The organism is Rhizobium sp. Root1212 (genome assembly GCF_001424985.1).
Lineage (GTDB): Bacteria > Pseudomonadota > Alphaproteobacteria > Rhizobiales > Rhizobiaceae > Pararhizobium.
Window position 1 is genome coordinate 84,769 of record NZ_LMDA01000005.1, and the last position, 22,057, is coordinate 106,825.

Genomic DNA, 22,057 nt, shown 5'->3' on the forward strand with positions numbered 1-22,057 from the left:
CCATGTCGAAAGTCATCTTCTCCAATATAACCAAGCGCTTCCCCGGCGTGGCCGGCGCAACCGCCGTCGACCGTCTGAACCTCACCATCGAGGAAGGCACGCTCGTCACCCTGCTCGGCCCCTCCGGCTGCGGCAAGACGACGACGCTGCGCATGCTCGCCGGCTTCGAGACGCCCTCGGACGGTACCATCACCATCGGCGGCCGCGACGTCACCAATGTTCCCGTCAATGCCCGCAATGTCGGCATGGTGTTCCAGAGCTACGCCCTCTTCCCGCACATGACGGTGCGTGAAAACGTCGAATACGGCGTGCGCCTGCTCAGCCTGCCGAAGGCCGAGATGAAGGACCGCGTCAACACCATCCTCGAGACCATGGCGCTCGCCCAATATGCCGATCGCTCGCCGTCGCGTCTTTCGGGCGGCCAGCAGCAGCGCGTGGCGCTCGCCCGCGCCGTCGTCACCCAGCCGAAGGTGCTGCTGTTCGACGAACCGCTGTCCAACCTCGATGCCCAGCTGCGCGAACGCATGCGCGACGAACTGCGCGCCATCCAGCTGCGCCTCGGCATCACCAGCCTCTACGTCACCCACGACCAGAGCGAGGCCATGGCGATTTCCGATCGCGTGGTCGTGATGCGCAACGGCGTTATCGAGCAGGACGACAGCCCGCTCAACGTCTATTCGCGCCCCGGCACCGGCTTCGTCGCCGAGTTCATGGGAAAGGCCAACATCCTGAACGGCAAGGTCGAAGCGGTCGACGACACCACGGTCAGCGTGCGTATCGCCTCGACGGTCGCCTTCGCGCTGGCGCGGAATGGCCGCGATTTCAAGCTGGGTCAAGCCGTGCGTTGCGTCGTACGCCCGGAGCATATCCGCGTCGATGCCGATGGCACGATGGAGGCGAAGGTGCGCCGCGTCGTCTTCCAGGGCGCCTATGTCGAATACCTCACCGACCTCGAAGGCCAGGAATGCGTCTTCCTCGACACGGATTACTACAAGTCCGGTGTCGCCGAGGTCGGTCAGACCTTGAAACTCTCCATCGACAGCCGGCCCGTCTGGGTCCTGCCGGAAACGGAAACTGCCACATTGGGAAAAGCCGCATGACACTCACCAAGCCCATCACCGACAACCTCCTCGAAACCATCGTAGACGTGGCCCGAGAGGCGGCAATCGCCGCTGGGCAGGTTGCCCATCGCGGCTTCGTCAATGCGAGCCCGGAAACGCTGGCGACGGAACAGAAGGCCGGCTTCTTCGACATCGTGACGGCCTCCGACAAGGCGGCGGAAAAGGCCGCCTGCGGCGTCATCTGGTCGCGCATTCCCGCCTCCCGCATCCTCGGCGAAGAAGGCGGCTGGCAGGGCGAAGGCGATACCACCTGGATCATCGACCCGATCGACGGCACTAGCAATTTCGCCTCGGGCCTGCCCTTCTTCGCCGTCTCGATCGCTGCCTACCACAAGGGCGAACCGGTCTGCGGCGTGATCTACGATCCCGTCCGCGAAGAACTGTTCATGGCAGCCGGCGGCCGCCTGACGCTGAACGGTGAAGCGGTTACGCCGTTCCTGCGCGGACGCACCGATCGGGAGGTCGAGGTGCTGACCAACGCCCCCTACGAGGGCGCGCGTCCCTCGCGGGAGGCGCAGGAGGCCCATGCCGACCTCGTCAACTCGTTCCGCGCCGTGCGCCGCCTCGGCTCCTGCGCGCTGCATCTGGCCTATGTCGCCGTCGGGCGCGTCGCCATCTGCTACGAATCGAAGTTCAGCGCCTGGGACATCGCCGCCGGCATCCAGCTCGTCCAGGCGGCGGGCGGCGAGGTCCATGCGCGCGATGCGGACGGCAAGCCTGTGGAACCGCGTGAAGATGCGCTCGACTCCGTCAAAAGGCTCGTTGTGGCGCAGCCCGGTTTTGACTATCAATCGTCCTGCCTGTCGAAGCTGATGGCCGACGGGACGTTGTAGTCTTTACGAAACAAAGGGTTTCATGCTCGACCTGATCCGGCAATCCCTGTCGCACTTCACGCCCGCCGAACGCAGGATCGCGGAAGCGATCCTCGATACGCCGAGCACGGCCATCACCTGGTCGATCACGGATGCGGCAAGGATCGCCAAGGTCAGCGAACCCTCGGTCATCCGCTTCTGCCGTCGGCTCGATTGCGACGGCTTTCCGGATTTCCGCCTGAAGCTCGCCCAGCAGCTGGCCGTGCGCCAGCCGCCGGAGAGCCCGGCGGAAAACGGCGACGACCCGTTCACCGGTCTCGTCGATGACATCTTCAATCGTGCTGCCGCTGCCCTTCGCGAAGCCCGGCACGATCTCGACCTCGACGGCCTGCGCCGCGCCGTCGACATGCTCGCCGCCGCCCGCCGCATCGACGTCTACGGCTATGGCGGCTCCGGCTTCCTCGCCAGCGAGGCGCAGCATCGTCTTGCCTCGCTCGGCATCGCCAGCGTCGCCTATGCCGACCCGACCCTGCAGATGATCTCCGCCCCGCGGCTGACGGCGCAGGACGTGCTCTTCGTGCTCTCCTTCTCGGGCCGCACGAGCTATCTCATCTCGAATATGGAAATCGCCAAGAAGGCGGGCGCGCGCATCCTTTCGATCTCCCCCGGCGGTTCGATCGTCGCTTCGCTCGCAGACGAGAACATCAATCTCAACGCCTACCGCGCCTCCAGCCACCCCCTGAGCGTGCCAACCGGCCGTGGACCGATGTATGTCATGCTCGACGTACTGTTCGTCCTGCTTGCCCGCCAGAGCAAGCCCGCTTAACTTCCTGCCGTGTGGCCGCAATCACCGCCACCCATGATCGCGACCGAACGATGATCGGGCCGTCTCCTCCCATTCGCCGTGCCGAAAGGTCTCTTCCTCAGATCATGATCTCGCCGCCGGTGACCGGGATCACGGCACCGGTCATATAGCTGCCGAGATCGGAAGCCAGCAGGACATAGGCACCCGCCAGTTCCGCCGGCTGGCCGGCCCGGCCAAGCAGCGTCTGCTTGCCGAACGTCTTCGTTTTCTCCGGCGGCATGGTGGAGGGTATAAGCGGCGTCCAGATCGGCCCCGGCGCCACCGCATTCACGCGGATGCCCTTGTCGGCGAGCATTTCGGCAAGACCTGCGGTGAAATTCGAAATCGCCCCTTTCGTTGAGGCGTAGGCGAGAAGGTGTGCCGAAGGCTGGCGAGACTGGATCGAGGTCGTGTTGATGATCACGCCGCCGCGCTTCATATGGGGGATTGCCGCGCGGGCGAGGAAAAACGGCGCATAGATGTTGGTCCGAAAGGTCCGATCCCATTCCTCGGCGCTGATGTCGCCGATATCGGCATAGGTTCGCTGGAAGGCGGCGTTGTTGACCAGAATGTCGAGCCGGCCGAAATCTTCCAGGCACTGGCGGACGACCGATTGGCAATGATCCTCGCTCGTTATGTCGCCCGGCATCAGGACTGCCTTGCGCCCCGCCTTTTCAACCCAGCGTGCCGTTTCTTTCGCGTCTTCGTCCTCGTTAAGATAGGAAATCACGATATCGGCACCCTCGCGGGCGAAGGCGATCGCAACCGCCCGGCCAATACCGGAATCCGCACCGGTGATCAGGGCCACCTTGCCTTTCAGGCGACCGGCGCCCGTATAACTCTCCTCACCATGATCGGGGATGGGGTCCATCGCTTTTGTGAAGCCAGGCGGTGATTGCTCCTGAGTTGGTTGCGGCGGCATGGGGTAACGCACATCGGTCTCACGCATTTCGATCTCCATTGGTAACGGCTCGCCCCCAAACCCGCCTAACCCCGATGATGTTCCCTCGCGGGATAAAGAAGGGGCACCGGGGCAACTTCCCGCAAACCACCCCGCCCAACGGAACAATTGAAGCTCGCCGGCATTGCTTCCGTTTTGAAGCGGAGAAGATGCGTGGCACCAAGAGCAAACTGGAAAGGTTTCCTGAAGGTGGGCGAGCTGGTCTGCCCGGTCGCGCTTTACACGGCGGCGTCGACAGGCGAGCGCATCGCTTTCCACATGCTCAACCGCAAGACCGGGCACCGCCTGCACCGCGAGTTCGTCGACAGCGAGACGGGCAAGGTCGTGGAGCGCGACGACCAGATGAAAGGCTACGAGGTCGGCGACAACGACTATATCGCGCTCGATCCGGAGGAGATCGCCGCCGCCATGCCGCAGAACGACAAGACGCTGGAGATCGGAGCGTTCATCGCCTGCGACGACATCGACGATCTCTATCTCGACAAGCCCTATTATCTCACGCCGTCCGACCGGCATGGCGCGGAGGCCTTCGCCCTGATCCGCGAGGGCATGAAAACGAAGAAGGTGGCAGCGCTGGCCGAGACCGTGCTCTTCCGCCGGGTGCGCACCCTTCTCATTCGACCTGAAGACGAAGGGTTCGTCGCCGCCACCCTCAACTACAATTATGAAGTGCGCTCGGCCGAGAAGGCCTTTGCGGAGATTCCCGCCATCAAGCTCAAGGGCGAGATGCTGGAACTTGCCGAGCACATCATCAAGACGAAGAGCGGCCGCTTCGACCCCAAGACTTTCGACGACCGTTACGATGCCGCGCTTGCCGAGGTCGTGAAGGCGAAGATCGAGGGTCGGAAGATACGGCCGGTCAAAGCGAAGGCCGAGCGAAAGGTCATCGATCTGATGGAAGCGCTACGCCAGAGTGCGGGAAAAGATGAAAAGCCCGCAAAGCGCGGTGCGAAAAAGCCGGCACCAAGTCGCAGGAAGGCGGGCTGAGAATGGCAACGCTGAACGTCTACCGGCAGAAACGGGATTTCAAGGCCACCTCCGAGCCGCGGGGCCGGAAAGCCCGCAAGGAAGGCCACAGCTTCGTGATCCAAAAGCACGATGCGACACGGCTTCACTACGATTTCCGCCTCGAAATGGATGGCGTCCTCAAAAGCTGGGCGGTGACGCGCGGCCCGAGCCTGACGCCGAGCGAAAAGCGGCTGGCCGTGCATGTGGAAGACCACCCCCTCGCCTACGGCGATTTCGAAGGCACTATCCCCAAGGGCGAATATGGCGGCGGCACCGTCATCGTCTGGGACCGCGGCACTTGGGAGCCGATCGGTGATGCACGAAAAGCCTATGCCAAGGGGCACCTTGAGTTCACCCTTTACGGCGAGAAGCTGCACGGGCGCTGGCATCTGGTGCGCATGCACGGCAAGCCCGGCGAAAAGCGCGAGAACTGGCTGCTGATGAAAGGAGACGACGAATTCGCCGTTCCCGAAGGCAAGGACGATCTGCTCGACGCGCGGCCGGAATCGGTCAAGACAGGACGGCAGCTCGCCGATGTCGCCGGCGAGGAGCCCGGCTGGTCCTCGAAAACCGGTCGCATCCGCAAATCCCCGAAAAAGACTGATGCAAAGGCAAAAAAGAAAGAAGAGCCACAGAAGGAAGCACCCGATCCTTCCGATATCAAGGGCGTGCGCAAAGCGAAGCTGCCGAACTTCCTGTCGCCGGCCCTGGCGACGCTCGCCAGCGCTCCGCCGGCCGGCGAACGCTGGCTGCACGAGATCAAGTTCGACGGCTATCGGCTGCAGGCGCGGATCGAGGCCGGCCGGGTCAAGCTTCTGACCCGCAGCGGGCTGGACTGGACGAAGAAGTTCGGCAAGGCCGTGGTTGCCGCGCTTGCCGCGTTGCCGGTCGGTACCGCGCTCATCGACGGCGAAATCGTGGTCGAGACCGGCACTGGCGCATCCGACTTTTCAGCCCTGCAAGCCGATCTCAGCGAGGGACGGGACCATCGCTTCATTTTCTATGCCTTCGATCTTCTCCATCTCGACGGCTACGACCTGACCCGCCTGCCACTGGAGGAGCGCAAGGCGCTTCTCGAAAAGCTGGTGCCGGGCGCGGGCGGCATCCTGCGCTATAGCGGCCATTTCGACGAGACCGGCGCGCTGGTGCTGCGTCATGCCTGCCGCCTTGGTCTCGAGGGCGTCGTCTCGAAGCTGCGCGACGCGCCCTATCGTGGAGGCCGCGGCAAGAGCTGGATCAAATCGAAATGCTCGGCCCGGCAGGAATTCGTCATCGGTGGCTATGCGCCTTCCACGGTCTCGCGCCAGGCGATCGGTTCGTTGGTGCTCGGCGTCTACAAGGAGGGGAAACTGGAACCTGTCGGCCGGGTCGGGACCGGCTTCAGCGCATCCGTCGCCGCCGACCTCTTTAAGCGCCTCTCCCGCATGAGGACGGATGAAAGTCCCTTCGGACGGAAGTTGACGGCGGAGGAGGCGCGGCAGGCGCGATATGTGCAGCCGGAACTGGTCGCGGAAGTGGAGTTCCGCGCCTGGACGGCCGACGGGCATCTGCGGCACGCGTCGTTCCGGGGCCTCAGGGAAGACAAGCCGGCATCCGAGGTCGTCGCCGAAATACCGAAAGCCAAAGCCACCCTCGCGCGGCAAGCCGAAAAGCCGCCGCGCCGCACAGTGCGCCTCACCCATTTCGACCGGGTCTACTGGCCCGATGAAGGGGTTACCAAGGAAGGGCTTGCGGACTACTACACCGAGGTCTGGCGCTACATCGCCCCGCATATTGTCGGGCGTCCGCTCGCACTTCTGCGCGCGCCGAGCGGTATAGACGGCCAGACTTTCTTCCAGAAACACGCCTGGAAAGGCATCAACGCCCATATCATCGAGGTGCAGGACCCGGCGACAAAGGACGACGAACCCTATGTCGCGATCGAGGGCTTCGACGGGCTGATGAGCCTTGTGCAATCGGCGGTCCTGGAAATCCACCCCTGGGGCTCGACACTCGCCGACTGGGAGCGGCCGGACCGCATCATCATGGACCTCGATCCCGGCGAGGGCGTCTCGTGGCAGGCGGTCATCGATGCGGCCGAGGAAACGCGAAAACGGCTCGAGGCCGCCGGGCTCAACGCCTTCGTCAAAACGTCCGGCGGCAAGGGCCTGCATGTCTGCGCGCCCCTGAAACCATCTGCGCATTGGCCGGCGATCAAGACCTTCTGCAAGGGCATCGCCGATGCCATGGCAAAGGACAGCCCGGAAAGCTACGTCTCCACCATCACCAAGTCGAAGCGCGGCGGAAAGATCCTCATCGACTATCTGCGCAACCAGCGCGGCATGACAGCGGTGGCGCCGTATTCCACACGCGCCCGTCCCGGCGCGGCCGTTTCCATGCCGCTGTCGTGGAACGAACTCGGCCCAGATATCGGTCCTGCCTATTTCACAGTGGAGAACACGCCGACGCGCCTGCAGGCGCTTGCGGCCGATCCTTGGGAGGATTTCATCCAGGCGGCCGAGCCGTTGAAGATAAAAGGCTGAGCTACTTGCCCTTGCCCTCCGCCTTGATGCTGCGGCGCAGGGCATCCATGATGTTGATGACGTTGCCCGATGTCGGCGGCGGCGCCTTTGCCTTGGCAGGGCGCTTGCGACCCTTCTTCTTCGCAGCGATAATATCGAGCAGCCGGTCCTGCACCGGATCGTCCACCATTTTCGGGTCCCAGGCTTTCGTGCGCTCCTCGATCAGCGCCTTCACCAGCGAAAGCGCCTTGGGGTCGGGCTTGGCATCCTTCAGACCTGCGAAATAGTCCTTTTCGTCGCGCACCTCGTCGCCATAGCGCAGCGTCCACAGGACGATGCCATTACCGCGCGGCTCCAGCATCACCGCTCTTTCCCGCCGGTAAAGCACGAGCCGGGAAATGCCGACCGTGCCGGTCGAGGCCATGGCCTCGCGGATGACGGAGAACGCCTCCTCCCCCACCGTATCGTTCGGCACGAGAAAATGCGGCGCATCGTACCAGATCCATTCGATGGATTCGCGCGGCACGAACATATCGATATCGATGGTGCGCGTGCTTTCCAGCGCCACCGCCTCGATCTCGTCCTCCTCCAGCATGACGTAGTCGTCCTCGCCGCGCGGATAGCCCTTCACCTCGTCGTCCTCGCTCACCGGCTTGCCGGTAACGGCATCGACATATCGGCTGACGACGGGATTGCCGGTCTTGCCGTTAAGCGTGCGGAAGCGGACTTTTTCTTCCTGAGAGATCGCCGGCGACATGGCAACCGGACAGGTGACGAGCGAGAGCTTGAGATAACCTTTCCAGAATGCGCGCGGCGCCATCAGCCTTTCCTCTCGATGGGCAGATGCCTCGACATGGCGAAACGCTCGGCGAAGGCGATGTCCTCTTGGGTGACGACCGGGATCGGATCGGACAGAATGGCAAGCAAGGTTTCCCGCGAAATGGAATCCTCTTCCAGCGCGTCCATCAGCGCGCCACGGGTCTCGCGCTCGGCGCGAAGAAGGGCGGCAAGCGCCAGGATCAATCGGTCCTTGTTATCCATGAGGTTCTCCAAAACGCGCGTCCATCTCTAATGCGCCAAGTCGCCGGGAGTTCCCGGACGCTCGGGATGCCGCGGCCAACGCTCTCCATATCGAAACCAAAAGGCCGCTTGACTCCTGCCGGAAAGGGACCTAGTAAGTTGTAGGCCTAACCCTACAACATGGATATCATGTCTCACGCCGCTCCGAAAACAACCGCCACGCTGTCCCTTGCGGACCTGCCCGGCCCGAATGTGGCGGTGCGCCGCCTGCGGCACCCCGGACGCTGGGTCAGCGGCGGCATCGTGCTTCTGCTTCTCGCCGTCATCGGCCGCGCCTTTGCCGTCGGGCAAATCCAATGGCCCGTGGTCGGGCAATTCCTCACGGCCGGTGTGATCGTCACCGGCTTCGGCTGGACGCTGCTGATTTCGGCCTGCGCCCTTGCGCTCGGCGTCGTCCTCGGCTTTGCCTTCGGCATCATGCGGCTGTCGGAAAATCCGATCCTGCGTTTTGCCGCCTGGCTCTATGTCTGGATCTTCCGGGGAACGCCGGTGCTGCTGCAGCTTCTCATCTGGTTTAACATCGCCCTTGTCTTCCCGCGGCTCTATATTCCGGGCCTCGTCGACGAGCGCATGGTCGATGTGGTCACGCCCTTCGTCGCCGCCGTGCTCGGACTTGGCGTCAATGAGGGTTCCTACCTCACCGAGGTCGTGCGCGGCGGCATCGGTTCCGTCGACAAGGGCCAGACGGAGGCGGCGCACACGCTCGGCATGACCCCCGGCCAGACCATGCGCCGCATCATACTGCCGCAGACGTTGCGCCTGATCCTGCCGGTGCTCGGCAATAGCGCCATCGGCATGCTGAAATTCTCCTCGCTCGCCGCCACCATCGCCATGGGCGAAATGCTGAACGCGGCACAGCGCATCTACTTCATCAACGGGGCCGTCATCGAACTGCTGTTCGTCTGCGCCGTCTGGTACTTGGCCGGAACCACGGTGCTGTCCATCGGTCAATATTATCTCGAACGCCATTTCGGCCGTGACGCCTCTACCGCCACCGCAGAACGCAGCTGGTTCAAGGGCTGGGCACGCCGCCCGGCCACCCCGGAGGAAGCATGAGCCTCGCAGTCAAGGCGGTCGGAATCCGCAAGAGTTTTGGCGCCCACGAGGTCCTGAAGGGTCTCGATCTGGATGTCGCCTATGGCGAGGTGCTGTGCATCCTCGGCCCGTCCGGCAGCGGCAAGAGCACGTTCCTGCGCTGCATCAACCATCTGGAAACGCCCAATGGCGGCTATGTCTGGGTCGATGGCGCCATCATGGGCTACGAACTCAGCAGTGGCGCCCTGCAGGAACTGCCGGTCAAGCGCCTGCGCGCCCAGCAAAGCCGGCTCGGCATGGTGTTCCAGCACTTCAATCTCTTCGCCCACCGCACCGTACTCGGCAATGTCATCGAAGGACCGATGGTGGTGCGTGGACTGAAGCGCGCCGAAGCCGAAGCCCGCGCCATGGAACTGCTGGAGCAGGTCGGCATGGCCGGCAAGGCTTCGAGCTATCCGTCGCAGCTTTCCGGCGGCCAGAAGCAGCGCGTGGCGATCGCCCGTGCACTGGCCATGGAGCCGCGCGTCATGCTGTTCGACGAGCCGACATCGGCGCTCGATCCGGAGTTGGTCGGCGAGGTGCTGGAAGTGATGCGCGCACTTGCCCGCGGCGGCACCACCATGATCGTCGTCACCCACGAGATCGGCTTTGCCCGCGAGGTCGCCGACCGCGTCGTCGTCATGATCGAGGGCGAAATCCGCGAGAAGGGCGTGCCCGGCGACGTGCTGAGCAACCCCACAGATCCGCGCGTGCGCTCGTTCCTGAGCCGCGTGCTCGCCTGACCCTTTTTTCTTTCGTCCAACAATGGGAGTACGGACAATGAAGACAATCCTGCCGATGGTTCTGGGGCTTGCCTCCGCCACGTTCATCAGCCTTGCCGGCGTCGCTCACGCCGCCGGCGACGAAAAGCTGGCCGCCGCCCTGCCCGAGGCCGTGCGCTCCGCCGGCAAGCTCAACGTCACCATCAGCCTTGCCTATCCGCCGATGGAATATAACGACGCCGGCTCGACGGACCTCAAGGGCTTCGACATCGACCTCGCCAAGGCCGTCGCCGAACGTCTCGGCCTGACGGCGGAATTCCAGAACGTCGAGTTTCCGCAACTGATCCCGCAGGTCGTCACCGGCCGCTCGGACATGATCATCACCGCCTTCTCCGACAAGGTCGAGCGCCAGACCCAGCTCGATTTCATCGATTATTTCAAGACGGGCAACGTCTTCTACTCCAGCGCCGACCACCAGGCCGACATCAAGACCGAGGCCGATCTCTGCGGCAAGACGGTCGCCGTCGCGACCGGCACCAGCTGGGTTACCTGGGCCGAAGAACTCGGCAAGTCCATCTGCCCGGCCGACAAGCTGATCACCGTCATCCAGATCCCGACCCAGGCCGAGCACATCATGCAAATCCGCCAGGGCCGCGCCCAGGCCTCCGTCATCGGCCTTGAGGGCCTGCTCGACCTGATGAAGCAGGAGCCGGGCAAGTTCTACCAGATCGGCAATGTCGGCGACGTCAACTTCTACGGCATCGCCTTTGCCAAGGCGAACGGCGAACTTCGCGACGCCGTGCGCGCCACGCTCGATGCCCTGAAGGCAGACGGCACTTATGCACAGATCCTCGACCGCTACGGCTTGAAAGAAGCAGGCGTTGAAGAGTTCAAGATAAACGGAGCCACGAAGTAACGGAACCGCACCGGAGCCTGCCTTGACCCATCCTTCCACGCCAGATGCCCCTGTGACGGCTGAACGCCCAGACGACAGGCTGTCACGCTTTCGCCTCGATCCCTATTCGAGCGAACAGCTTTACCGGCAGCTCTACCGGGCGCTACGCGCCGCGATCCTGAGCGGCGATTTTTCCGAAGGGGAAGCAATCCCTTCGGAAAACCAGATGCGCGACCAGTTCGGCATTGCCCGTACCACGGTCCGCAACGCCATGGCGCTTCTGGTGTCGGAAGGTTTGGTCCAACAGGTGCGCGGGCGCGGTACGATCGTCTCGCACCGGCCGATCAGCCACAATATCTGGAACTTCGGCAGCTTCACGGAACTGGCGCGCAGGCAGGGCCTGCGTCCGGTGACGAAGGTGCTGGAGCACAAGGTCGACAACGGCGAGCTTCTGCTGGTGCGCGCCCGCGGGCTGGCGAACGACGAGACGATCACCTGGCTGAACGTCGATACCTCGCAGCTCGATCTTGGCCTTTATCCCGGCATCGAGACTTACGATTTCGCGGCGCAATCGCTCTACGACGTATTGCGCCGCGACTACGACCGCCATCCCCTGCGTTCGGAACTGCTGCTGACCGTCGTGCCGCCATCCGAGCGGTTGCGGACGGTTTTCGGGTCAGGGCCGGAAGTGCCGGGCTACCTTTGTGCCAGCGGAGATGTGCTCGATGCGGACGACCGGTTGGTCGAGCGCACGTCGATCGTCTACTCGCCGGCCGTCCAGATGAAATTTGCAACGCGCTGGGGGCGCGATACCGCGCCCGCCTGAGGCGGTGCGACGCAGGAGAATTGACATGAGCCGCTTCGACAAAACCTTCACCACCGTAAAACCCATCCTCGGCATGCTGCACCTTGCCGGCGACGACCCGGCGGCAAAGCTCGCCCAGGCCGAGGAAGAAGCCCGTATCATGGCCGGAGAAGGTGTCGACGGGCTGGTGGTGGAGAATTATTTCGGCAAGGCCGACGATGTCGAGCGGGTGCTGGACCGGCTGTGCGGCCTCGATCTCGGCGCGAAAATCGGCGTCAACGTGCTGCATGACGACGCCCGCGCCTTCGCGCTGGCGGGCCGCTATCCCGTCGCCTTCATCCAGGTCGATTCCGTCGCCGGCCACCTGCCGCCGGAAGCGGACGAGCCCTTCGCCACGGAACTTGCCGCCCGGCGCGCGAGCGTCTCGGCGCTGCTGCTCGGCGGCGTACGGTTCAAGTACCAGCCCGTGCTTTCCGGCCGGCCCGAGGAAGAGGACGTGCGCCTTGGCGCTGCCCGCTGCGACGGCCTCGTCGTCACGTCAGATGCCACCGGCCAGCCGACCGACATGGACAAGGTCGCGCGCTTCCGCGCGGCGACCGGCGGCAACCTGCCACTTCTGATCGGCGCCGGCCTCACCGAGGCCAATGCCGTAGAACAGCTGGCCTACGCCGATGGCGCGGTTGTCGGCAGCTGGTTCAAGCATGACCACAAGGACACCGGCCGCGTCGAGGCCAGCCATGTCGCCCGCCTGATGCGCGCCGTCCGTACCGCAAGGAGCGCGGCATGAGCGCGTCGAATGCGATCGTCGCCAAGCCGGCGACACCGGAAAATTTCGCCCGCTACGGCAAGGTCTACGATCTTGCCGACGATGCCGACCGCCAAGTGATCTGGACCAAGGGCGACGGGTGGAACGATGGCTTTACCCGCACGCCGCTGATCGACGGGTCCGGCCATCTCGGCATCACCCGCGGCGGCGCAGCACCTTGGTTCTGCACGGCGATGGAACGTCATCCGCAAACGGAAGAGGCGCTCTTCTGCGCCGCCGAGCCGATCATCCTCGCCGTCGCCCCGGCTTCGGACGCGGACGCGCCGCAGCATGACGAGATCGAGGCCTTCGTGATCGCGCCGGGACAGGCGGTGGTGATGCACCGCAACGTCTGGCACGACGCCTGCCGTGGACTTTCCCGCCCGGCGGCGTATTACTGGATGGCGATCTGCGGCCTTGGCGAAAGCCCGTGGGTACCGGTCGAAGGCGGCCCTCGCCGGGTCGAAGCATTGGAAGGACAGGGCGCATGACCGCCTTCTTCATCGGCGACGTCGCGATCGACGAATACTACACGGCCGACCGCTGGCCGGGCCGCGCCGACAAGGGCATGGTACAGGAACTGCCCGCCGAAATCGGCGGCTCCATCGCCAATGCCGCCGTCGTGCATGCAGCGCTTGGTGGCGCCACGCAATTCATCTCGCTGCTCAACGAAAGCCCGCTGTCGCAACGGCTGATCGCCGACCTCGCGGAGAACGGCGTCGGCACCGACCATATGCTGAGCGACCCCAGCCTTGCGGAATCCCGCAACCTGATCTTCCTCGTCGATGGCGAGCATATCGTGCTCACCGTCGAGATGGGCGAGCCGCCGATGTGGCTGAAGCCGGAAACGCTCGCCTCCCTGCGGCAGCCCGGCTTTCTCTACACGACGCTCTACCGGGTCCGCCGGTTGCACACGCAGACGGAAAGTGGCGTCCTCAAGCAGGCCGACCTGCTCGCCGACATCAGAAGCCATGGCCGCCGCACTATCTTCGATCTCGATGTCGGTGGCTGCACGCCGGAGGACATGCCCTACCTTACCGGCGCCGCCGTCGTCATCTTCAATCAGGTCGGCTTCCGTGCCGCCTTCGGCCATGACGATCTTTCCCTTATTACCGGCTGGATGCGCGAACACCGGATCGAGCGGGTGGTGCGCACGCTGGCAGCCGATGGCGCCGAGTCCTCGGACGGCGAAAACCACCTTCAAGTGGCCGGCTATCCCGTGTCAGTCGTCGATGTGACCGGCGCCGGCGATACCTTCGGCGGTGCGCTCACCTGGTGCCTTGCCCGAAACCAGTCTTTCGCGGAAGCGCTCGATTTCGCTGTCGCCGCGGCTTCCCGGTCGGTCACCATCCACGGGCCGCGGGGTGGCAAGGCGAGCGTGGACGACGTGCTGCGCTGGCGCTCAGAGCGCCGATAACCACTTCGGCCCTGTCGCAGCGATGGCACTGCCTGGTCGCTGCAGCCGCGGAGCAATGCCCCGCGGCATTCGCCCTACCGAACCCGGACGGGCTCGGCATAATAGGGCAGCCGGTCGACGCGCGGCGACCAAAGGCCGTTGTCGACGACAGAACGCACATGGGCGGCGATCTCCTCCATCGGCGCGAACCAGACATCTCCCCGTTGCAGGACCTGTTCAAGGAAGCGGTGCACCACGTCCCAGCGCGCCAAGCGGCCGGTGGCGAAGGGATGCACGACCGGCACCCAGAGCGCACCGTGGCGATAGGCCGCCTCGAACTCCTGCGCAAAGGCGGCAAAACCCTGCTCCGGCGCACGGATCGGCATCATGTAGTCGAGGTCCATCGACTGGACATATTGCGGCCAGTCGTCGAGGCCCCAGTGCGAAGGCAGCTCCACCAGCTGGCCGGCGTCGCATTCGAGCAAATAGGGAATATCGTCCCCCATCAGCGAGGCGTCGTATTCGAAGCCGCGCGAGACCAGGAGATCGGCCGAGCGGTGGGAAAAGTTATAGAGTGGCGCCCGCCAGCCGCGCGGACGCTTGCCGCTTGCTTTGACGATCACCTCGATGCTGCGATCCAGCCAATAGGCCTCGTCTTCGTCCGAAAGCTCGCGCGGATGCTCGTGCAGGTAGCCGTGGTGAGCCAGCTCGTGGCCGCCTTCCAGCATCGCTTCGACCGCCTGCGGATACTGCTCGACGCACCATCCGGGCACGAAGAAGGTCTGCTTGATGCCGAGCTGCCGATAGCTCTCGACGATGCGCGGCACCGCCACCTTGGGCCCGTATTGCAGCATGGAGATCGCCGAGACGCGGCTGTGGCCATCCTGAGGATGGGCGATATGGATGAGGCTATCCGCATCCATGTCGAAGGTGATGCAGGCGGCGCATTTGGCGCCGTTCGGCCACGGAATAGGATTTTTGATCATGGCATGATACTCCCGCCATTGCTGCCGACGCCCTGGCCGGTGAAATAACGCCCGCCGGGACCCGCGAGGAACAATGCAAGCTCGCCGATCTCTTCCGGCTGGCCGAAGCGGCCAAGCGGGATGGCAAGTTCCCGCGCCCGCCACTCCGCGCTCATATTGGCCGCGCCGAGCATTTCGGTATCGATCGGGCCGGGGCAGATGGCGTTGACGAGTACACGAGGCGCGAATTCCTTCGCCCAGGAGCGCACCAGCCCGAGCACGCCATGCTTGGAGGCGACATAGGGCGAAAAGGTCTCGCGGCCGTAATAGGCCATGTCCGAGGCGATCATGATCAGCCGCGCCGGTGCCTCCTCCGTACCGTCCATCAGCCCGATCGCCATCTTGCCGACGAGGAAGCTGCCGCGCAGGTTGATGCCGATCACCCGGTCGAAATCCGCGACGGGGGTTTCGAGCAGAGGTGCCTCGTGGATGACGCCGGCGCAATGCACGACCACATCGATGCCGCCGAAAGTCTTCCTCACCGCCTCGCCGACCGCAAGGACGGCGTTTTCGTCGGAAACGTCGCAGGCGAGCGCTAGCGTTTCCGCTGCACCCGCCTTGGCGGCGGCGGCCGCGGTATCATCGGGCTTGCGGATATCGGCGAGTGCGACATGCGCACCTGTGGCCGCAAAAGCCAGAGCGCAGGCCGCGCCGATGCCGCGATAGGCACCTGTGACGAGAACGCGCCGGCTCATGCCATAACCTCGCCGCGATCGAGCATCAGGCCCTGACCCGTCATGTCTTTCGCACCGTCGGAAGCGAGGAAGAGATAGGGTGCAGCAAGGTCCTCGGGCTCCAGCAGGCCGGGCAAAACCTGCGCGCCGACGATTTCGGCGAGCAGGTCCTCTTCACTGCGGCCGGTGCGCAGCGACATATTCTTCAGGGACAGCATCGCCGCTTCGGTGCGCACCCAGCCGGGGCAGACGGCGTTGACGCGGATACCCCTCGGCCCCAGTTCCTTCGCCATCACGCGGGTAAAGCCGAGATTGGCGTGCTTGGAGGTGATGTAGGCGGAAAACTCCGGCACCGCGACGCGGCTCCAGATCGAGGCCGTGACGATGATACGTCCGCCCTCCCCCATATGCGGCACGGCGTTGCGCGTGACGTAAAAGGTGCCATTGGTGTTGATGTCGGTGATACGGCGGAAGGTGTCCTCCACGGCATCGTCCTCGGCCAGAAGCGGGGTGATGCGCTCCAGTCCGGCATTGTTGACGAGAACGTCGATGCGGCCGGGCGGCGACAGCGCCGCCTTCACCGCGGCGCTGTCGGTGATGTCGCATTCGATCGCAGCAACCTTGCGGCCGAAGCGCTCCGACATTTCCCGCGCCGTTTCATGAATGCCGGAGCCGGAGGAGAGGATGGTGACATCGGCGCCGGCGCTGGCGAAACCCTCCGCCACCGCCCGGCCGATGCCGCGGCTCGCCCCCGTGACCAGCACGTGCTCGCCAGAAAAATCGTAGTGCAGCCGGCCCATGTCTCAGCCTTTCCGCGCGTGCGTGACGCAGCCGATGCGGTTCATGAGAACCCGCACCGCCAGAATGGAGGTGCCGCTATGGCCGAAGGGGAACAGGGTGGAGGCTTCGCGGATCGAGCGCGCCCCAAAGGAACGTCGGAAAATGCCCATTTTCAGCTCCTCGTAATTTTTATAGAGTAAAAATTTTATGTCACTACAAAATCTTGTCAACATCATTTTTGTTGCGCATCAATGGAATTGGAGGCACAACCCACGGGAGGGGGAACGGACAGCCGGTATGGGTTTGATGGGACTGAGAGAACGGCAAAAAGCAAACCGTCGCGAACGGATTCTGGAAGTCGCCAAGACCCGTTTCCAAACGGATGGTTATGCCCCGACGACGATTGAAATGATCGCCAAGGATGCGGATGTTTCCGCCGTCACAGTCTACAATTACTTCGATAGCAAGGCAGGCCTTCTGCTGGCGCTCGTCAGCGAAAGCGACCAGCTGCTTATCCGGCAGTTGAAAGCGATGATCGCCCGAAAGCCCGATGATCTCGTCGACGCCGTCGCCGCCTTCGGCCAGATTTTGCGCCGTCACGCCATGAGCTATCTGACAAAATCCACCTGGCGAGAAATCCTTTCGGCCAGCATCCAGGAAGGCAGCAGCGATTTCGGCCGAACCTATCTCGAACTGGACCGCGTTCTCATCGAACTGATGCACTCGATGATCATCGACTTCCAGACCCGCCGCCTCGTACCGGAGACAATCGACAGCAACGCGCTCGCCGATTGCCTGTTCGCGCTGCAGAACATCCGGTTCTTCCAGTTCATCGCCGATGACAACCGCGACGACGGGGATATCGATAGCCGCTTACGCAGCGACCTGAAGGCACTTCAAGGCCTCTTCTCGACACCCCGCCCTTAAGTAGGTCTGGTCCGGATCGCCGCGCGTCGCAAGGCCATCCACACCGGCACTCAAAGCGTCGCGAGCCGGCTGTTCTCCATGCTGGAGTCATAAGCCCGGCGTATGGCGATCTTCTCTTCCAGCGCGGCAATGACGCTCTCGGAGAAATTGGTGCCGTAAAACTGCGCGAGGTTGCCCAGCCCGCCGGGCGTGAAAACGTTTATTTCCAGGATCTTGTCGCCAACGATATCGAGGCCGACCAGGAACATGCCGTCCTCGACAAGCTTGGGGCGCACGGCCTCCACGACGGCCAGCATTTCCGGCGTCACGTCCACGCGGGCCGGCCCGCCCCCGACATGGACGTTGGAACGGATTTCGCCCTTGGCCGGCACGCGGCGAAAGGCGGCATACTTTCCTTCGCGCATGAGGGGGCGGCCATTCATGACGAAAAAGCGCACGTCGCCTTCGCTCGCCTCCGGCATGAAGCTCTGGGCGATGAGATAACCCTCTCCACTCACGGCCTCAAAAATCTGATTGAGATTATGGTCGTCCGGCGAGGTGATCTTGAAGACGTTTTTCCCGCCGGAACCCTGAAGAGGCTTGATAATCGCCCCCTTCCGCTTCTCGCCTTCGATGAAGCTCCTGATCTCCTCGATGCTCTTGGATATGAGCGTCGCCGGACGGACTGCGGTAGGGAAATCCTGCAGGTAGAGCTTGTTCTGCGCCTTGGCGAGTCCAGCGGGGTCGTTGACCACAAGCGTACCTCGCTGCACCGCAAGCCGGCCGAACAGCGCGCCGACATCGGTCGCCCAGGGCCGGTCGGTCATGTCGAGCGACGGATCGTTGCGCAGGAACAGCACGTCGATTTCACCGATGTCGAAAACCTTGATTTCGGCGCGATCGCTCTGCAGGTCCTTGTGCAGCGTTTCCGGCTTCTTGTAGCCGGAGGATGGCAGCACCAGGCCGCGAACGGACAGGCTGTCATCCGGCCGCAGCACGAAATCGCCCGGCGTGACGTAGCAGATCTCGTGCCCGCGGTTGAGCGCGGAGAGCGCCAGCACGGTCGTCGTGAACTGCGGGGTTTCATCGGCAATCGAATTGACAAAAAACGCGATGCGCATGCAGGCCTCCTATGAGATGAGGTCGAGGGGAGCAAGGCCGGTCCGCAGTTTCGCAAGGCGCTCTGCAGCCCCCTTGGCAGCCATGAACTGCGGCACAAGCCGGGGTGCCTTCAGCAGGCCGCGCTGGCTAAGCTCCTGCATGACGGCGAAATGACGAGCCGCGATTTTGCCGAGCCAGAACGGCTCCAGATCACCGCCGCCCCGCAGATGCGCGAGAATGTCGAAAAGGCCGCGCAGATAAATGGCATCCTTGGCAAGTCCGCCGCCGCGATAAAGGCGAAGCGCTATGTTGAAGGCGATCGGGGGCTTGAAGCCTTCGTCTCTCGTCAGCAGCCTGTATGTCTCCACGAAACCCGCTCCGGCAAGCATCGCGGCGCAGGCAACTACGCGCGCGGCGATCAGCCTTAACCGCGCCACCGTCATGCCGCCGACGAGATATTCCGCCAGCACGGCGAGCCCCTCCTGCGCACCTTCATATCCAGCAAGACCGGAGCGGAAGAGCCGCAAACCATGACCGGAGCCATTGCAGTAGGTCAGCAGATGCACGCCGACCTCGTGGCTGAGCAGGGCGTCCACCCGTTCGCGCGCCATGGTGGTCGAACTGGCGATCAGCAGGCGGTCGCTGGAGACCATCAGGCCCGCCGGAAGGTCGTCGCGCACCTCGACACGTGGTGAGAACGCGGAAAACTGCGCATTGTAGCCGTCGATCATCGTCCGCGCCCGTTTCTCGACATAGCGATGACCAACCATCTGCGGCTCGCGCGCCCGGCTGTAAACCGCCGTCGCGTCGAGGATGTCCCGCGCCGCCTTTTCCAACCGCGCATCGACCGAGCCGTAAAGCGCGCGGCTCATCTCTATGAAACAGCCGTCTTCGCGCGCCGACAACATCGAGAGTTGCCAATCCAGTTCCTGCCGCTTTTCGCTGTAGAGGCGCTCCAGAACAGGGTCTTCAAAGCGGTCGAGCGCAATGGAGAACAGAGCCTTCTTGCGCGCGGCTATATCGATGGCGAGCGGCCTGTAGAGCAAGATCGGCGCGTGATCGAAGCCTGAGGCGCGGAACTCTTCGAAGGCCTTTTCGGCATTGATGGGCGTCACCGCGAGCAGGAAGTCGAAGCTTGCGGCGATATCGTCCATCGCGCGGTCGGCGCGCGTGACGGCATCGGTGAAGATACGCCGGCCAAGCGCCCGGTGGCTCGCAGGCGCAAGCGGTGTCGTGGTGCGCGCGAATTGCGCGGCCGCCTGCAGCCCCGCATCGACGAGATGAGCGACAAGCCGCCTCTGCAACTCGGGATAGACGGCACGCGATTGCGGCACGCGATAGATCGGCGCGACGCGCATGGTGATTGTCGAGCAATCCGGCAGGCGGCGGGCAAGCCCCGCATGGAGATCGCCGGAAAGGGATGAACATTCGACGCGCGGCGCGCGGTAGCGGCCGTCGACCTTCTCGACCGCGCCGACGAAGGCCGACAAGGTTGCCTGCGCTGCACTGTCCGAAGACGACGAAACGCTCATTCGGAAAGGCGCGAGAAAGGGCGTGTCCTTGGCCAGCGGATCGCGGGAAAGCTCGCCGAAATCAAGCACCAGGAAAGCACCGAAATGTTGTCTCATGTGGGCGCCGACCGCGTCGATGATCGCCGCCGCATCGGAGAGATTGCCGGCGACAAGATAGGCGGCATTCGCCATTGCAGCCGCGCGCGCTGCAGGGGCCGCCCGCCGCCCCACATGCACGGCAAGAAACGGCAGGGGCCGGTCGAGATGAAGCCGGCCGCGCCTCGGAAGGTCGAGACGGATGGGCAGGCCGTTCTCCAGCGCCTCGGCAACGCGGGCGGAGACGTCCGACACCATTTTTCCCCGCGGGCTCATCTTGCAGCCCCAGGCATGGCGGCCAAAGCCTTTTCCAGGACCGGAAGGCTGGCGCGGATCGCGGCGCGCAACGCTTTGATAGCCTCGAGATCTGGCTGCCCGGTCCATTCGTCCATGAAGATCTTCTTGAACTCCACGGCGATGGCACAGCCGGTACGCGGGAAGTTCGCATGCACGAAACGCGTCTGCTCTCCTTTTCCGGCGAAGGCGACATTTTCCCGCACATCGAGCCGCCGGCCGGGGAAGGGCTGCCTTCGCAGACATTCCATGAAGGCATCGACCACCGGCGCCCAATAGGCCCTTTCCATCGAAAAGGTGCCTATGTTGATATCGGGCGCATCGATCTGTGCCGTCGGCGGCGCCTCAGGGCCGGCGCGGCGGTGGTTGTAGCTGTGCATGTCCAGCAGGACGAAGCGGCCGTGGGCGCGCTGCACGTCCTCGAGCAGGGCGCGCAACATTTGGTAGTATCCATCATGCTGGCGCCGCATTGCCTCGACCCGCTCTTCGGAAGGTGTCCTGTGCCAGATGTCGAGGCCCCAGGCCTGCTCCGGGCGAAGATAGACAGCACCTTCGCGCGGCCTGTTCATATCCACCTCGAAACGCGAGCGGTGAACGACGACACGATTGCCCAGGTCCTGGATGAACGCCGCTGTAAAGGGATCTTCCTCGCGCAACCGCTCCTCGGCGTTCAAGGCCATGAGCTTTGCGATGTCCCCGTGCAGGTTATGCCCGTCATGTATGGCCGTCCCGACCAGCGGGGAAACGGCTCGGGTCATAGACCAAAGTGGTTGCGCGGCAGAGTCTGCTGACGGCTCTTGCTTTTCCATGACCCCGTAACGTCGAAGGAGCCCGCGAGTTCCGTGGATACCGATTGAACGGGTTTGTTCGCCCACCTCGAAACTCAAGATCGTACGGCAACTCCTGTCGAATTATCCCGCTTCGATACCGGCCGCCCATCCGGGCCTTGCCGCTGGTGTCAGCGATCCGACCACCGTGCGCGCGGGCAGTTCCCGCTACAAATCGACCACATCGGCTAACAGACAGGAGAACCACCATGGACATTCTACGCGCCGGATCGCGCCCATCCGCAAAAGGGCCTGATGCCTGGTTCACAGGGACGGTTCGCATCGATCCGCTCTGCATGGCATACGCACCCGCTCGGCCAGACGCTGATCGTCGTCTCGGGCCTCGGCCGGGTGCAACGCGAGGGCGGCCCTATCGAGGACATCCGCCCCGGCGACATCGTCTGGTTCGCGCCGGGCGAAAAGCACTGGCACGGCGCCTCCCCGGATGTCGCCATGACCCATATCGCGCTTCAGGAGGTCAAGGACGGCAGGGTCGTCGACTGGATGGAGCATGTCACGGATGCCGACTACGGCGTTTGATACTAACGAGCAATGACGCCGACTCGTGGTGGGAATCCCAACTCAGAAGAATTCTGACTCATTGTGCCAAACGGAGACTTGGCATGACGAAGGCGATATGGATGCGGGTAGATTACGACGGAACGGCCCTCTGGAGGCTGGTGAAGAAGGCAAAGGGGCCGCCCAGGTCGGGCGGCTGTTGCCGCTTTCGTCGCGGAGGTGCATGGGGATTTCATAGAGAAGCAGGAGGCCATCAGCTTGACACGGAGCAGAAACGCAAAAAGCTCCCCGACGCTTATA

General features: G+C 63.7%; 24 protein-coding genes and 1 pseudogene. 15 read left to right on the forward strand and 10 right to left on the reverse strand.

Translation table 11 applies throughout. The annotated features are described in order from the left end of the window. Positions 1–2 precede the first annotated feature (2 nt). From ASC86_RS09275 to ASC86_RS09285, 3 genes are read left to right on the forward strand one after another with little or no spacing between them, the layout of a single operon-like run. Positions 3–1,100 (forward strand): ABC transporter ATP-binding protein, encoded by a 1,098-nt coding sequence (locus ASC86_RS09275; protein WP_056319556.1) that lies wholly within the window; start codon positions 3–5, stop codon positions 1,098–1,100. Then, positions 1,097–1,954, forward strand: a complete 858-nt coding sequence (locus ASC86_RS09280) for an inositol monophosphatase family protein (RefSeq protein WP_056319558.1) — start codon at positions 1,097–1,099, stop codon at positions 1,952–1,954. Before ASC86_RS09275 ends, ASC86_RS09280 begins: the two co-directional genes overlap by 4 nt. Positions 1,955–1,976: 22 nt before the next feature. Beyond that, positions 1,977–2,759: a MurR/RpiR family transcriptional regulator gene (locus ASC86_RS09285; RefSeq protein WP_056319560.1), complete on the forward strand. Its 783-nt coding sequence runs from the start codon at positions 1,977–1,979 to the stop codon at positions 2,757–2,759. A gap of 97 nt (positions 2,760–2,856) precedes the next feature. Here ASC86_RS09285 and ASC86_RS09290 read toward each other — a convergent pair whose 3' ends face one another. Continuing rightward, the gene (locus ASC86_RS09290; RefSeq protein ID WP_200943793.1) at positions 2,857–3,726 is read right to left on the reverse strand and encodes an SDR family oxidoreductase; all 870 of its coding nucleotides are present in this window, start codon (positions 3,724–3,726) and stop codon (positions 2,857–2,859) included. Between the two features lie 165 nt (positions 3,727–3,891). Between ASC86_RS09290 and ASC86_RS09295 the strand changes: the two genes are divergently transcribed. Then, positions 3,892–4,725, forward strand: coding sequence for a Ku protein (locus ASC86_RS09295; RefSeq protein WP_056319565.1), 834 nt, complete (start codon positions 3,892–3,894; stop codon positions 4,723–4,725). Between the two features lie 2 nt (positions 4,726–4,727). Then, positions 4,728–7,268, forward strand: a complete 2,541-nt coding sequence (gene ligD, locus ASC86_RS09300; RefSeq protein WP_056319567.1) for a DNA ligase D — start codon at positions 4,728–4,730, stop codon at positions 7,266–7,268. Position 7,269: 1 nt separating this feature from the next. On the opposite strand, the gene ASC86_RS09305 is transcribed toward ligD, so the two are convergent. Further along, on the reverse strand, positions 7,270–8,067 hold the full coding sequence (locus ASC86_RS09305; RefSeq protein WP_056319570.1) for a Ku protein: 798 nt from the start codon (positions 8,065–8,067) through the stop codon (positions 7,270–7,272). Continuing rightward, on the reverse strand, positions 8,067–8,288 hold the full coding sequence (locus ASC86_RS09310; RefSeq protein ID WP_056319573.1) for a hypothetical protein: 222 nt from the start codon (positions 8,286–8,288) through the stop codon (positions 8,067–8,069). The genes ASC86_RS09305 and ASC86_RS09310 overlap by 1 nt, the downstream gene beginning before the upstream one ends. Before the next feature lie 168 nt (positions 8,289–8,456). Here ASC86_RS09310 and ASC86_RS09315 point away from each other — a divergent pair, with 168 nt between their 5' ends. The 7 genes from ASC86_RS09315 to ASC86_RS09345 are packed head-to-tail and all read left to right on the forward strand — an operon-like array spanning position 8,457 to position 14,045. Next, entirely contained in the window at positions 8,457–9,383 is a 927-nt protein-coding gene (locus ASC86_RS09315) for an amino acid ABC transporter permease (RefSeq protein WP_244477570.1), read from the forward strand. Beyond that, positions 9,380–10,144, forward strand: coding sequence for an amino acid ABC transporter ATP-binding protein (locus tag ASC86_RS09320; RefSeq protein ID WP_056319580.1), 765 nt, complete (start codon positions 9,380–9,382; stop codon positions 10,142–10,144). The genes ASC86_RS09315 and ASC86_RS09320 overlap by 4 nt, the downstream gene beginning before the upstream one ends. 37 nt (positions 10,145–10,181) lie before the next feature. After that, entirely contained in the window at positions 10,182–11,039 is an 858-nt protein-coding gene (locus ASC86_RS09325) for an ABC transporter substrate-binding protein (RefSeq protein ID WP_056319584.1), read from the forward strand. 22 nt (positions 11,040–11,061) lie between these two features. Beyond that, positions 11,062–11,844, forward strand: coding sequence for a GntR family transcriptional regulator (locus ASC86_RS09330; RefSeq protein ID WP_082509993.1), 783 nt, complete (start codon positions 11,062–11,064; stop codon positions 11,842–11,844). A gap of 25 nt (positions 11,845–11,869) precedes the next feature. Further along, a complete protein-coding gene (locus tag ASC86_RS09335; protein WP_056319591.1) occupies positions 11,870–12,610 on the forward strand; it encodes a BtpA/SgcQ family protein in 741 nt (246 codons plus the stop codon). Next, positions 12,607–13,119: an ureidoglycolate lyase gene (locus ASC86_RS09340; RefSeq protein ID WP_056319595.1), complete on the forward strand. Its 513-nt coding sequence runs from the start codon at positions 12,607–12,609 to the stop codon at positions 13,117–13,119. The genes ASC86_RS09335 and ASC86_RS09340 overlap by 4 nt, the downstream gene beginning before the upstream one ends. Next, on the forward strand, positions 13,116–14,045 hold the full coding sequence (locus tag ASC86_RS09345; RefSeq protein WP_056319597.1) for a carbohydrate kinase family protein: 930 nt from the start codon (positions 13,116–13,118) through the stop codon (positions 14,043–14,045). Before ASC86_RS09340 ends, ASC86_RS09345 begins: the two co-directional genes overlap by 4 nt. A gap of 74 nt (positions 14,046–14,119) precedes the next feature. Here the strand turns inward: ASC86_RS09345 and ASC86_RS09350 are convergent, their stop codons facing one another. The 4 genes from ASC86_RS09350 to ASC86_RS25645 are packed head-to-tail and all read right to left on the reverse strand — an operon-like array spanning position 14,120 to position 16,673. Next, complete coding sequence (locus tag ASC86_RS09350; RefSeq protein ID WP_056319600.1) at positions 14,120–15,010, reverse strand: polysaccharide deacetylase; 891 nt, start codon at positions 15,008–15,010, stop codon at positions 14,120–14,122. Further along, entirely contained in the window at positions 15,007–15,744 is a 738-nt protein-coding gene (locus ASC86_RS09355) for an SDR family oxidoreductase (protein ID WP_056319603.1), read from the reverse strand. The genes ASC86_RS09350 and ASC86_RS09355 overlap by 4 nt, the downstream gene beginning before the upstream one ends. Next, a complete protein-coding gene (locus ASC86_RS09360; RefSeq protein ID WP_056319607.1) occupies positions 15,741–16,523 on the reverse strand; it encodes an SDR family oxidoreductase in 783 nt (260 codons plus the stop codon). Before ASC86_RS09360 ends, ASC86_RS09355 begins: the two co-directional genes overlap by 4 nt. A 3-nt stretch (positions 16,524–16,526) precedes the next feature. Beyond that, positions 16,527–16,673: a hypothetical protein gene (locus ASC86_RS25645; protein WP_156386966.1), complete on the reverse strand. Its 147-nt coding sequence runs from the start codon at positions 16,671–16,673 to the stop codon at positions 16,527–16,529. A gap of 136 nt (positions 16,674–16,809) precedes the next feature. On the opposite strand from ASC86_RS25645, the gene ASC86_RS09365 reads away from it, so the two are divergent. Beyond that, positions 16,810–17,430 carry a TetR/AcrR family transcriptional regulator gene (locus ASC86_RS09365; RefSeq protein ID WP_162244988.1) on the forward strand — a complete coding sequence of 207 codons (621 nt, stop codon included), beginning with the start codon at positions 16,810–16,812 and terminating at the stop codon, positions 17,428–17,430. A 50-nt stretch (positions 17,431–17,480) separates the two neighbouring features. On the opposite strand, the gene ASC86_RS09370 is transcribed toward ASC86_RS09365, so the two are convergent. Genes ASC86_RS09370 through ASC86_RS09380 form a run of 3 tightly spaced genes read right to left on the reverse strand, consistent with a single transcriptional unit; the run spans position 17,481 to position 21,169 of the window. Continuing rightward, the gene (locus ASC86_RS09370) at positions 17,481–18,530 is read right to left on the reverse strand and encodes a glutathione synthetase (protein WP_056319615.1); all 1,050 of its coding nucleotides are present in this window, start codon (positions 18,528–18,530) and stop codon (positions 17,481–17,483) included. A 9-nt stretch (positions 18,531–18,539) separates the two neighbouring features. After that, a complete protein-coding gene (locus ASC86_RS09375; protein ID WP_244477571.1) occupies positions 18,540–20,375 on the reverse strand; it encodes a flavohemoglobin expression-modulating QEGLA motif protein in 1,836 nt (611 codons plus the stop codon). A 14-nt stretch (positions 20,376–20,389) separates the two neighbouring features. Next, positions 20,390–21,169: an N-formylglutamate amidohydrolase gene (locus ASC86_RS09380; protein ID WP_244477572.1), complete on the reverse strand. Its 780-nt coding sequence runs from the start codon at positions 21,167–21,169 to the stop codon at positions 20,390–20,392. A 278-nt stretch (positions 21,170–21,447) separates the two neighbouring features. On the opposite strand from ASC86_RS09380, the pseudogene ASC86_RS09385 reads away from it, so the two are divergent. Together ASC86_RS09385 and ASC86_RS26380 are read left to right on the forward strand one after the other, a co-directional pair. Beyond that, a pseudogene (locus tag ASC86_RS09385) lies at positions 21,448–21,778 on the forward strand (cupin domain-containing protein). Positions 21,779–21,861: 83 nt separating this feature from the next. Continuing rightward, positions 21,862–22,057: hypothetical protein (locus ASC86_RS26380; RefSeq protein ID WP_210170354.1), on the forward strand; the 196-nt coding region annotated here is incomplete at its 3' end.